The 11,733-nt window shown below is 67.3% G+C and carries 13 protein-coding genes; 8 read left to right on the top strand and 5 right to left on the bottom strand.

The annotated features are described in order from the left end of the window. The first annotated feature begins 31 nt into the window (after positions 1-31). The 5 genes from LG334_RS20020 (at position 32) to LG334_RS20000 (ending at position 2,775) form a co-directional block, all read left to right on the top strand. Positions 32-403 carry an AtpZ/AtpI family protein gene (locus LG334_RS20020; RefSeq protein WP_404380824.1) on the top strand — a complete coding sequence of 124 codons (372 nt, stop codon included), beginning with the start codon at positions 32-34 and terminating at the stop codon, positions 401-403. A 73-nt stretch (positions 404-476) separates the two neighbouring features. Continuing rightward, positions 477-1,199: a F0F1 ATP synthase subunit A gene (locus LG334_RS20015; protein ID WP_404380822.1), complete on the top strand. Its 723-nt coding sequence runs from the start codon at positions 477-479 to the stop codon at positions 1,197-1,199. Positions 1,200-1,308: 109 nt separating this feature from the next. Further along, positions 1,309-1,536 (top strand): F0F1 ATP synthase subunit C, encoded by a 228-nt coding sequence (locus LG334_RS20010; RefSeq protein ID WP_097280788.1) that lies wholly within the window; start codon positions 1,309-1,311, stop codon positions 1,534-1,536. A 211-nt stretch (positions 1,537-1,747) separates the two neighbouring features. Continuing rightward, the gene (locus LG334_RS20005) at positions 1,748-2,239 is read left to right on the top strand and encodes an ATP synthase B' chain (protein WP_009539083.1); all 492 of its coding nucleotides are present in this window, start codon (positions 1,748-1,750) and stop codon (positions 2,237-2,239) included. Next, positions 2,239-2,775, top strand: a complete 537-nt coding sequence (locus LG334_RS20000; RefSeq protein ID WP_404380819.1) for a F0F1 ATP synthase subunit B — start codon at positions 2,239-2,241, stop codon at positions 2,773-2,775. Before LG334_RS20005 ends, LG334_RS20000 begins: the two co-directional genes overlap by 1 nt. Before the next feature lie 738 nt (positions 2,776-3,513). On the opposite strand, the gene LG334_RS19995 is transcribed toward LG334_RS20000, so the two are convergent. The 5 genes from LG334_RS19995 to LG334_RS19975 form a co-directional block, all read right to left on the bottom strand. Further along, positions 3,514-4,149, bottom strand: coding sequence for a LuxR C-terminal-related transcriptional regulator (locus LG334_RS19995; protein WP_404380817.1), 636 nt, complete (start codon positions 4,147-4,149; stop codon positions 3,514-3,516). 186 nt (positions 4,150-4,335) lie between these two features. Next, entirely contained in the window at positions 4,336-6,804 is a 2,469-nt protein-coding gene (locus LG334_RS19990; protein ID WP_404380815.1) for a PAS domain S-box protein, read from the bottom strand. 131 nt (positions 6,805-6,935) lie between these two features. Continuing rightward, complete coding sequence (locus LG334_RS19985) at positions 6,936-7,637, bottom strand: sulfite oxidase heme-binding subunit YedZ (RefSeq protein WP_404386416.1); 702 nt, start codon at positions 7,635-7,637, stop codon at positions 6,936-6,938. Beyond that, positions 7,637-8,635, bottom strand: coding sequence for a protein-methionine-sulfoxide reductase catalytic subunit MsrP (msrP, locus tag LG334_RS19980; RefSeq protein ID WP_404380813.1), 999 nt, complete (start codon positions 8,633-8,635; stop codon positions 7,637-7,639). The genes LG334_RS19985 and msrP overlap by 1 nt, the downstream gene beginning before the upstream one ends. 88 nt (positions 8,636-8,723) lie before the next feature. Beyond that, a complete protein-coding gene (locus tag LG334_RS19975) occupies positions 8,724-9,113 on the bottom strand; it encodes a hypothetical protein (protein WP_404380811.1) in 390 nt (129 codons plus the stop codon). A 264-nt stretch (positions 9,114-9,377) separates the two neighbouring features. Between LG334_RS19975 and LG334_RS19970 the strand changes: the two genes are divergently transcribed. From LG334_RS19970 to LG334_RS19960, 3 genes are all read left to right on the top strand, one after another. Next, a complete protein-coding gene (locus tag LG334_RS19970; protein ID WP_404380809.1) occupies positions 9,378-9,845 on the top strand; it encodes a sigma-70 family RNA polymerase sigma factor in 468 nt (155 codons plus the stop codon). A 20-nt stretch (positions 9,846-9,865) separates the two neighbouring features. Then, positions 9,866-10,135, top strand: coding sequence for an anti-sigma factor family protein (locus tag LG334_RS19965; RefSeq protein ID WP_404380807.1), 270 nt, complete (start codon positions 9,866-9,868; stop codon positions 10,133-10,135). A gap of 473 nt (positions 10,136-10,608) precedes the next feature. Beyond that, a complete protein-coding gene (locus LG334_RS19960; RefSeq protein WP_404380805.1) occupies positions 10,609-11,397 on the top strand; it encodes a response regulator in 789 nt (262 codons plus the stop codon). Positions 11,398-11,733: the final 336 nt, after the last annotated feature.

The following is an 11,733-nucleotide window of genomic DNA, read 5'->3' as shown; positions in this document are numbered from 1 at the left end:
CGCTCCGGAACGTTGAGGACCGCACCGCGAAATGAATGATGGTAAAAAGCCCACCTTGGATGATATCGATGCCCGCATCCGGGCGGCCCAAAAGGCCACGGACGCAGGGCGGAAGGACGAGGAGGGGCCTGGGGCGCGCAATGTCTCGGGCATCGGGATCGCCTTTCGCATCAGCATCGAGTTCACGGCCGCTGTCCTGGTCGGAGTCGCCATCGGCTACTTCCTGGACCAGTGGTTGGGAACGGCGCCATGGTTCATGGTTCTGTTCCTCCTCCTGGGGTTCGCCTCGGGGGCGATGAACATCTACCGCGTGGTCCAGGGACTCGACCAGAGCGTCGGCCTTGGCAAGGCGGTGGAGCGCAAGAAGGAGGCGGAGCGCCGCTCCGACGACACGGGGTCCTGACGGGCTGTTTTTTTATGCCCGCGTGACCCCAGGGTTGGCCGGCCCGCAAGGGCCATAAAGAAGAGGAACGACCGTGGCTAGTCCGGTTGAGCAATTCGATATCAAGCCGCTCGTCGAGATTCAGGTCGGTGGCGTCGACATCTCCTTCACCAACTCGGCCCTGTTCATGGCCATTGCGGTCGGTCTTTCCGCGCTGTTCTTCTGGTACGGCACGCGCAAGCGCGCGCTGGTGCCCGGCCGGTGGCAGTCGGTGAACGAGGTGTTCTACGAATTCATCGCGAACATGATTCGCGACAACGTGGGGAAGGAAGGGATGAAGTACTTCCCCTTCATCTTCACGCTGTTCATGTTCGTGTTCCTGGGCAACATGCTGGGGCTTCTGCCCTACAGCTTCACCTTCACCAGCCACATCGCGGTGACGGCGGCGCTTGCCCTGTTCATCTTCGTCGCGGTCACGATCATTGGTTTCGCCCGGCACGGCACGCACTTCCTGCGGATGTTCTTCCCGCACGGTGCGCCCATCGCCACGGCGCCGATCCTGATCCCGATCGAACTGATTTCCTACCTGTCGCGTCCCTTCAGCCTGTCGGTCCGTCTGTTCGCCAACATGACGGTGGGCCACATCATGCTGAAGGTGCTCGCCGGCTTCGTCGTCGCGCTTGGCTTCTTCGGGTTCATTCCCCTGGCCGTCGTGTTCGGCGTCACCCTGCTGGAGATCGGCATTGCCGCCCTGCAGGCCTACGTGTTCACCATCCTGACCTGCATCTACCTCAACGACGCCATCAACATGCACTGATGGATCGGGTGGTCCGGGCGCTCAGGCGGCGTCCCGGCCCACCGGTAGCCCGCCCTGCGGGTCACGCATGAGCCTTCAACCTGTGCCTTTTTGACAAGGGAAGAGAGAAATGGACGCTGAAGCTGCTAAGATGATTGGTGCCGGCCTGGCCGCTATCGGCATGATCGGTTCTGGTATCGGTGTGGGTAACATCTGGGCCAACCTGATCGCCACCGTCGGCCGCAACCCGGCCGCCAAGAGCAGCGTCGAGCTGTACGGCTGGATCGGCTTCGCCGTGACCGAGGCCATCGCGCTGTTCGCCCTGGTCGTCGCGCTGATCCTCCTGTTCGCCGCGTAATTCGCAGCGAAGGAATGACGCCGGCAGCCGGCCGGCGGGGGTGCCCCTGCATCGCCCGCCGGCCGGCTTCCCGGCCCGTTTCGTGAAAGGGGGCCGTGGCACATCACGGCCGTCGGGCTTTTCATCCCATGGCGCACCCGTCATGACACGATGAGGAGGCCCTTCGGCGTGCGCCAGACAGGCGGCCGTCTTGCCACCAGGAGCCTAAGGTATGCCGCAGTTCGACTTCTTGTCCTTTCCGTCCCAGATCTTCTGGCTGGTGGTCACCTTCGTCGCCCTGTACTTCATCATCTCCCGGTTCGCGATCCCGCGCATTGGCGACGTGATGGAACAGCGCCAGAAGATGATCGACGACGATCTGGAGCGCGCCACGCAACTGAAGGCGGACACCGACGCCGCCATCCAGACCTACGAGAAGGCCCTCGCCGAGGCGCGCGCCAAGGCGCACGAGGTCATGAAGGGCGCGCAGGACGAAATGTCCCGCAAGGCGGAAGAGCGTAACCGCGACGTCGCCGAAAAGCTCGCCCAGCAGATCGCGGAGGGTGAGACCCGCATCTCCAAGGCCCGCGACGAGGCTCTGGCCTCCATTCGCGAGGTTGCGACCGATGCGGCCAAGGCCGTCGCCGACAAGGTGGCCGGCGTGTCGATCGCCGACGACAAGGCCGAGGCCGCCGTCGCTGCCGCCCTGAAGGAGACCCGCTGATGATCAGTGCCGCCATCGCCGCCGAAACCGCCGGTGACGCACATGCCACGGCGTTCTATGCGGACCCGACCTTCTGGGTCGCCGTTGCCTTCATCCTCGTCATCGTCGCCTTCTTCCGTCCGGTCGCCCGCGCCCTGACGGCGTCGCTAGACACCCGCGCCGAGCAGATCCGCACGAAGCTCGAGGAGGCCCGCAAGCTCCGCGAGGACGCGCAGGCCCTGCTTGCCGAGTACCAGCGCAAACAGCGCGACGCCATGAGCGAGGCCGAGGACATCATCGCCCACGCCCGCACCGAGGCGGACCGCATCCGGGCTGAGTCGGAGCAGGCGCTGGAAGAGTCCATCAAGCGTCGCGAAAGGCAGGCCATGGACCGCATCGCCCACGCCGAGGCGGAAGCCATGCGCCAAGTCCGCAACCAGGCGGTCGACGTTGCCGTCGCTGCGGCCGGAAAGCTGCTGCAGGAGAACATGTCGGCGGCCAAAGCCGACGCCCTGGTCGACCAGACCATCAAGGACTTGCCGAACAAGCTGCACTGATCGCAGCGCCCGCGGCATCCCGACCTGCCAAACCCCGCCCCGGCCCGCCGGCGGCGGGGTTTTGGCGTCTCCGGAGCCGTTGCCAGCGCCTCCTGCTCGCGTATCGTTGATTGGCGTGCTGGTGGAGTAGGCCGTGTCCCGGCCTCTCCGGCGCGGTGCCGCACCAGGTCGCTGCCCCAAATCAGCGGGAGCGCGAGGCGCCGAGCGCCTCGCAAAGCCCCAGCAGGCGCCGGCCCGCTCAGGTGGCGGTGTTCCGGCGCGCTGGGTCATCTTTCGCGCGGGCGCGCGAATGGAGTGATGCGAGGCCCCCGGCGCCTCGCGCTCGCGTTTCGCTGGCCGGTGTGGTGGCGGAGAGGCCATGTCCCGGCCTCTCCGGCGCGGTGCCGCACCAAGTCGCTGCCCCAAATCAGCGGGAGCGCGAGGCGCCGAGCGCCTCGCAAAGCCCCAGCGGGCGCCGGCCCGCTCAGGTGGCGGTGTTCCGGCGCGCTGGGTCATTTTTCGCGCGTGCGCGCGAATGGAGTGATGCGAGGCCCACGGGGCCTCGCGCTCGCGTTTCGCTGCCCGGTGTGCTGATGGAGAGGCCATGTCCCGGCCTCTCCGGCGCGGTGCCGCACCGGGGCCGCCGCCCCAAGCCAGCGGGAGCGCGAGGCGCCGAGCGCCTCGCAAAGCCCCAGCGGGCGCCGGCCCGCTCAGGAGGTGGTGTTCCGGCGCGGTACCTGGACTGCGGGTCGACGCGCTTCAGCCCCGGTCGCGGCCTTTAAGGAAGAAGGCGACGGCCTGGGCCCGGTTGCTGACGCCCAGTTTGTCGTAGAGGTTCTTGAGGTGGAATTTCACCGTGTTCAGCGAGATGTCGAGCTTTTCGGCGATCTGCTGGTTGGTGAAGCCGCTGGCAAGGCTGGTCAGCAGTTCGCGCTCGCGGCGGGTGAGGCCGGCCAGCGGGTCGTCGGACAGCTTGCTGACGTCGACGAAGGGGAACATCATGCGTCCGTCGGCCACGGCGGCGACGGTTTCCAGCAACTGCGCCGGTGGATCGGACTTGGAGCAGAACCCGGCTGCGCCCAGGCTCATGGCCATGCGCGGAATGTCGGGATTGCCGCTGCCGGTGTAGACGATGGTGCGCGGGCGCTCCTGCCGGCGGCTCAGGGCCTCCAGTACACCCCGGCCGTCAAGGTAGGGCATTTCCCACCCGATGATCCCCACATCGAAGGTCATGCGGTCACACACGGCCAGGAAGCGTTCGCCGTCCGGGCACATGTGCAGCAGGGTGAACCGCTCGTCGCCGGCGAACAGCTTGATCAGGCTGCTCTGGAGCAACGGGTTCTTTTCCGCGATGACGATCTCGATGGGACGTTTGGCTTTTTTGTCGTTGGCCATGAGCCTGGCGCCGCTCGGTCGTGATGATGGATTGCCTCCCCCGAACCCCCTCGGCCCGAGGCGCCCATAGGCTACAGCATGTATCCCGGAAGGCAAATGCCGTTATGACCGAAAGTGCGGGTCCATCCCGCCCGCTTGGGCGGGAAGCGGGGGTCCGGCCGATGATCCCGGCTTGGCCCTGGCCGGTCAGTCGGCCAGTTCGGCGGCGGTGAAGAACTGGTAGTTGGCCTTGCCCTGGCTCTTGGCGGCGTACATGGCGGTGTCGGCGTTGCGCAGCAGTTCCTCGGAATCGGCGGCGTCTTCGGGCAGCAGGGCGATGCCGATGGAGGCGGACACGCGGCCGGCCCGGCCGTCCAGGTCGAAGGGGACCTCCAGGGTGTCGATAACGCGCTGGGCGACCACGGCCGCGCCCTTGCAGCCCTCGACGCCTTCCATGATGACGGTGAATTCGTCGCCTCCCAGCCGCGCGACCGTGTCCGATTCGCGGACGCAGGTGCGCAGGCGCTGGCCGGCGCCCTTGAGCAATTGATCGCCGGCCTCGTGCCCGAGTGTATCGTTGACGGCCTTGAAGCCGTCCAGGTCGATGAACATGAGGCCCAGCGTGTGCTTCTGCCGGCGCGCGGCCGCCACCGCGTGCTCCAGCCGGTCGAGGAACAGGGCGCGGTTGGGAAGGCCGGTCAGCGCGTCGTAGCTGGCCTGATAGCGGATGCGCTCCTCGGCCCGTTTTCGCTCGGTGATGTCGTTGATGACGGCAACGAACTGGCGCACCGGCCCCTCGGCCTCGGGCACTGCGGAGCAGGCGATGCGCGCGGCGTACTGGGTGCCGTCGGCGCGGGTGGACCAGCGCTCCGTCTCCCAATGGCCGCCGTCATCCAGGGCGCCGAGCATGGCCGCCACTTCGTCTGCGGCGCAGCCGAGGACGGTGCCCAGGTCGTTGCCCGCCACGTTCTCGGCCCGACGGCGCACGATGGCGCGGAAAGCGGGGTTGGCGGTGGTGATGGAACCGGCGCGGTCGCACACCGCGATGCCCTCGGCCGTGGTCTCGAAGACGGTGGCGGCGACGCGCAGACGGTCTTCGGCCTTGCGGCGTTCGCTGACGTCGCGGAACATCACGACGGCGCCGGTGCCGCCGGCCTCGTGGTCCTCGATGGGGGCGGAGGTGTATTCGGCGGAAAACTCCGACCCGTCCCGGCGCATGAGCGTCAGGTCCGTGCGCTCGTGGAAAACGCCCCGGCGCAGCGCCGCGCGGACGGGCAGCGGCCGGCCGGCGCGGCGGCCTTCCGTCGGGCCGTAGCGGAATATGGCCGTGGCGTCCATGCCGGTCAGTTGCTCCACCGGCCAGCCCAACATCTGGGCGGCGGCGGGGTTTGCCACGGTGATGCGGCCGTTCATGTCCAGCGCCACGATGCCGTCGCCGGCCGATTCGAGGATGGATTCGTTCTGCCGCGACAGGGCGCGCAGTTCCTCGGTGCGCTCGCGGACGCGGGCTTCCAGTTCCTCGTTGTAGCGCTTCTGGGCCGCCTCGGCCTGCTTGCGGGCGGTGATGTCGCGAATGACGCCGGTGTACATGCGCGCCTTGCCGACGCGCATTTCGGCCAGCGACAGCTCGATGGGGAACACCCGGCCGCTGGAATGCAGGCCTTCAAGCTCCCGCGCCTTGCCGAAGGCCCAGCCTTGGCGCCCGGCGTGATAGTTGCGCATGTGCCCGTCGTGATAGGCGGCGAAGCGCGACGGCATGAGGATCGACAGGTTGCGGCCGAGCACCTCGTCCTTGCGGCGCCCGAACAGGCGCTCGGCGGCCGGGTTGAAGGTCTGGATGATGCCGCGTTCGTCGGCCGTGACGATGCCGTCGGCGACCGTGTCTAGCACCCCCTGAAGCCGCGCCTCGCGCTCGCGAAGGGCTTCGGCGGAGCGCATGCGTTCGGAAATGTCGCGCCCCTCCACCATGAAGGCGTCGCGGCCGAAGGGGATGACGCGGGTTTCCACGTCGTGTACCCGACCGTCCCGACCGCGCAGTTTCAGCGGCAGGACGTCGGCCTCGTCGGCCAGGGCGTCCAGGCCCAGGTCGACGATGGGGCGGTAGTCGTCGTGGATCAGGTCGATGAACGCCGCCCCGCGCAGGGCCTCGGGATCATCGCCGCCCAGCAGGCCGCGGGCGGCGGCGTTGACCACGATCATGCGGTTGCCCTGGACAACGAAGACCAGGTTCAGCGACATCTCCACCATGTTGCGGTAGCGATGCTCGCTTTCCATCAGCGATGCGACGGCACGGGCGCGGTCGGTGACGTCGCGGGCGTGGATCAGGACGGCATCGGCGCGGCCTGACGCCCCGTCGGGCGGCGCGACGCGGGTGACGGCCAGTTCAACCTCTACCACCCGACCGCCGAGCGTGGTCAGCAGCAGCGGCATCTTGCCGCCGTCGTCGGCGAGCAGGCCAAGGCCCAGGTCGACGATGTCGCGGTAGTCCTCGTGCACCAGGTCGCGGAACGCCGTGCCCGACAGGTCCGGATGGACGCCGGTGTCACCGTCGTTGAGCAGGCGTGTGCCGGCGGGATTGATCCAGGTCAGCCGGCCGTCGCGGCACACGCAAACCAGATCGTCGACCAGTTCCGCGAACTGGCGTCCCCAATGCTCCATGACCGCCGTCGACCCCATGCGGTCGCATGCCCCCTTGATGTTGCCGATGCCGGCACCGCGCGCCGGCCACCGCGGTTCCGTGATCCGCAGGAACCGCCGAGGCCATGATGCGCCCTCTCCTTACGGCGCACAACCACTGCGTAAAGGCATTATGACCTATGGAGTAGCTCGGGGTCGCCTTTTTGTGCGCCTTGCCGGTTTCCGGGCCGTCTGCCGCGCCGCTTCCGCAGCGAGAGCAAGGGGCGCGAGGCCAGCAGGACGGCCAGGATGCCGGCGTGGATCAGGGGCTGGGTGAGGTCGGCCTTGACCATCATGGCGTAGTGCAGCACCGCAAGCGCACCGGCGGCGTAGACGGTCTTGTGGAGCCGCTGCCAGCGCCTGCCCCCCAGGGCCTTGACCATGCGCCTGGGCGACGTGGCGGCCAGCGCGGCAAGGATCACGAAGGACGCCATGCCGACCGTGATGTAGTTGCGCTTGACGATGTCCGCCCAGATGCGGCCCCAGGCAAACAACTGGTCCATGCCCACGTAGGCCAGCACGTGCACGACGGCATAGAAGAAGGCGAACAGGCCCAGCATCCGCCGCAGCCGGGCCAGCCATTGCAGGCCCGTTAGTTCACGCACCGGTGTCACCGCCAGCGCCACCAGCAGCATGCGGATGGCCCAGTCGCCGGAAAAGCGGATGATGCTCTCCACCGGATTGGCGCCCAGGCCGCCCCACAGGCCCAGGTCGGCCATGCGCAGCAGAAGCTCGGCGAAGGGCACCAGGCAGAGCGCGAAGACCACCGGCTTGAGCGCCGGCGACCGGCCCCAGCGGGCGGGATGCGCTAGGGCAGAGCCCGCCGACGTCATCAGAACCACTTGCGCAGGTCCATGCCCGCATAGAGGTCGGCTACGGCCTCTTCATAGCCGTTGAACATCAGCGTGTCGCGCCGCTCGAACAGGGAGAAGAGAGAGCCGCCGTCCAGGCGGCGCTCGGTGGCCTGGCTCCAGCGCGGATGGTCCACCGTGGGGTTCACGTTGGCATAGAAGCCGTACTCCGACCCCCCGCCGTAGGCCGCCCAGGTGGTCGCGGGCATCTCTTCGGTGAAGGTGATGCGGACGATGCTCTTGATGGACTTGAAGCCGTACTTCCACGGCACGACCAGGCGCAGCGGCGCGCCGTTCTGGTTGGGCAGTTCCTCGCCGTAGAGGCCCGTCGCCAGGATGGTGAGGGGGTGCATGGCCTCGTCCATGCGCAGGCCCTCCACATAGGGCCAGTCGAGCACGTTGGTGCGCTGGCCGGGCAGCATCTCCTTGTCCAGGATGGTCTCGAGCCGCACGTATTTCGCGTTGCCGGTCGGCTCGAAGCGCTTGAGCGCGTCGCCCAGCGGAAAGCCGACCCAGGGCACCACCATGGACCACGCCTCGACGCAGCGCAGGCGGTAGATGCGTTCCTCCAGCGGATGGGGGGCGACGAAGTCCTCGTAGGACAGCGTGCCCGGCTTCGCGCATTCGCCGTCCACCTGCACCGACCAAGGGTCGGTTTTCAGGTAGTGGCCGTATTCGGCCGGGTCTTCCTTGCCGGTGCCCAGTTCATAGAAGTTGTTGTAGGTGGTGACGTCCTCGTAGGGCGTCAGCTTGTCGTCGGGGCCGAGCTGGCTCCACCCGCTTTCGCTGATGGGCTCAAGCGCCGGGTTATGGCCCGGACGCTCCACCAGCGCATGGGCGTCGCGGGCCGCGCCCAGCAGGGCGGGCGCGGCAGCCGTGGCGCCCGCGGCGGCCATGAAGGCCCGGCGCGAGACGTATTTCTCGTGCGGCGTAACGGCGTTTTCCGACAGGTCCCACGGGCGGCGGCGGCGAATGAGCATGGCATTTCCTCCATCTGCGTGCGGACCATATAGGTACGGCCCGCGCGGCGACGCGAGTCACGCTCCCGTGAGGATGGCGGAAAACGCCTCAACCGGCGGGGAAAGGGATAGCCAGCGGCCGTCCGTCCGGCGGGTTCACCAGGGCCTTGGCCGGGCCGAGGCGGCGAACGAACCAGCCGCGCCGCTCCGCCTCGTCCACCAGCGCGCGCGGCGAGATGGCGTTGAAGCCGTCCAGGTGCTCGGCATAGCCCAGGCCGTCGGCCCAGTGGGACAGTTCGCCCTTCAGCTGGTTGTCGTCCATGCGCCACGCCGCGCGTGCCTGCCAGGCCCGCAGGACCCGTTCGATCCCTGCCGAGCCGATGGCCGAGGCCAGGCCCTCGCGTTCCAGGGCGGCGCGCAGCGCCTGCCATGTATCATGCTCGTCCACGAGGTCGAGGGCGGCGGTCAGGGCGGGGCTGGCAGCATCTTCGGCGGGCATGAATCGTTGATCCCTTATCCGTATTGGGTAAGCCTCTTTTGGTTATCACGGCGCAGGCTGCAACCGCGACCTTCGGCGTGCCATTGATTATGCTTGTCTTTCGGGAAAGACGCCATGAAGGGTACGTGAAGCCATGCGGTAGTAGGATGCCGCGCCGTTTCAGCGGGCCGGGCCACTGCGGCGTCTCCCGCAGCCGCTTTCGCAACAGGGCGGAGGGGCACGCAGTCTGGATGACGAGGGGATATGGACGATCCGAGACAACAGATGCTGGACGAGCTGCCACGCCTGCGCCGCTATGCGCGCATGCTCGTCCGCGATTCGGCGCGCGCCGATGATCTGGTGCAGGAATGCCTCGTCCGGGCGATCGCTGCATTGAAAAGCTTCCAGCCCGGAACAAACATGCGGGCGTGGCTGTTTACGATTCTGCGAAACACGCTCTACAACGAGACCAAGAAAGCGCGACGGTCGGTGGAGCAGACGGAGGAGCCGGTATCGGCGATCTCCGGCGGTCAGGAGGAAGCACTCGCCATGCGTGACGTTCAGCGCGCCTTCGACCATCTGCCGCCCATCCAGAAAGAGGTCGTGCTGCTGGTGGCCGTGGAAGGCATGGAATACGAGGATGCCGCTGCCGTTCTGGGGGTTCCGGTGGGAACCGTGAAGTCGCGCCTGTCACGGGCGCGCCAGGACATCAGGGCGTTTCTCGAGCCGCACCGGAAGGCCGGCGGCAAATGACAGTCAAGGATCGGGACTCGATGACGCAATACCGCTCTCCCATGGCGTCGGAAACGCTGGATGCGGCGATCGACGACTACCTCGCGGGGCGCCTCTCCGCCGAGGACCGGTCGCGCCTGGAAGCGCTGATCGAGGAAAACCCCGAGGTGCGGCATCGGGTCGAAACCCTGCAGTCGCAGGAAGAGGCCCTGCGCCACCTGGGCGAAGAGATTCTCGACGAACCGCTGCCCGACCGCCTGCTGGAGGCCCTGGGGCTGGACCTGGAGGACGAGGCGGGAGGCGGGCGCTGACAGGCTCGCCGCAGGGGCGTTGAGGCCAGGACGAGGCGTGGCAGACCGGTCGCGCCTCGCGGTCGTTCGGGGAGATCTCCTTTCCGCATCTGGACATGGCGCTGTGCTGCACTAGATGCTGCCTGCCGTACACCGTCGACACATGCACTTTTCGAGTCGCGGGCGTGTCGTCCGGCGGCGGGATATGCCCAACGTCATAGACGACCTCTGGCTTCCGAACCATAATAGGTGTGCGGATGGTCCTTTCAGCGTAGTTTGAAGTGTGGTCGGTCGACAATGGTGCAGTGCGAAAACCCTAGGATTATTGCCGCATTGACAACGTTCCCTGCGTCGTGAGACTATCATGAGCAGGGGATACGAGGAGCGTCTACCGCGTCATATGCAGCCCGAACGGATACTGCGGGGTATGACTAAGGGCATAAGCGGAGCGCCGACGCTCAGGGGAATGGAAGCACTCGGGGAGACATGAACTGATGTTCACCATTCAAGACCTGCGCGCGCGTATCCCGCGCCTGCGTCGACACGCCTACCTCCTGACCGGCAACATGCACAGTGCCGACGCCGCCGTGGAAGCCTGTGTTGGCGCGCTCCGTCGCGGTGGCGACGGTCGACCGACGGCGGCCGATGACGTGGACCTGTTCCGCTCGTTCCACATGGGCCTGCTGGTGCCGACGCGCCCCGTTCCCGGACCGGATGCCGCCTGCGAGCGGGATGCCAAGCTGGCAGACGTCCGCGACCGGCTGTTCGGCCTGTCGCCCACGGAGCGTCGCGTCGTGGCGCTGGTGACGGTGGAGGGCTTCACGCCCGGCGATGCCGCCAAGATCCTGCGCATGGACCGGCGCCGGCTGGAGCAACTGCTCATCGAAGGCCGCCGCCACCTGTCGACTCCGCGCCGGCCGCTGCGCGCCATGATCATCGAGGATGACCAGCTGATCGGTCTGGACATCGCCGCCAGCCTGGAAGAAATGGGCTACGGCGACTGCATCCACGCCGCCAACAGCATCGAGGCCTTCGAGGCCGCGGCCGGCGGCGAGCCGGACCTGATCATCGCCGACGTCAAGCTGAGCAACGGCGACTCGGGCGTGGAACTGGCGCGGCGCCTGACGGGCCGCAGCAACACCCCGGTGGTCTTCGTGACTGCCTTCCCCGAGATCCCGCTGGCCGATCCCGCCGTCTCCAAGGACCGGGTGCTGCCCAAGCCGTTCTCCACCAGCGCCTTCAAGACCATGGTTCGCCGGACCATGACCATGCCGGCCGCCTGAAAAGACGGACCGAGCAGTCCGGAAGGCCGGGTGCGCCATCATTTCGAAGAGGGTCGGACAGGGTTGTCCGGTCCTCTTTCCGTTTCCGGCCAACCTTTGTCGAAAAACTGAATTCACCATGGAACTCTTGCGGCATCAGAGTGTTTGAGAGGCATTGGCTCTGTTTCGACGTGTACGGCATCCCAAGCACGTCACCACTCTCCGACAGGCCAATTCCCTCGACCTTGGCGGCGGTCCGGCGGACCGCCGCATTTTTTTGTGCCTGCCGCACCTGGGGGTAGGCGGTTTCCGGTGGTAGGCTGGCCGACCGATCTCCTCCAGCCCGGACCCGCCGTC

It is taken from the genome of Caenispirillum salinarum (assembly GCF_044803115.1).
GTDB classification, from domain to species: domain Bacteria; phylum Pseudomonadota; class Alphaproteobacteria; order Rhodospirillales; family Rhodospirillaceae; genus Caenispirillum; species Caenispirillum salinarum_A.
The sequence above is the reverse complement of the archived record's forward strand: the minus strand, read 5'-3'. Positions and strand labels throughout refer to the sequence as shown.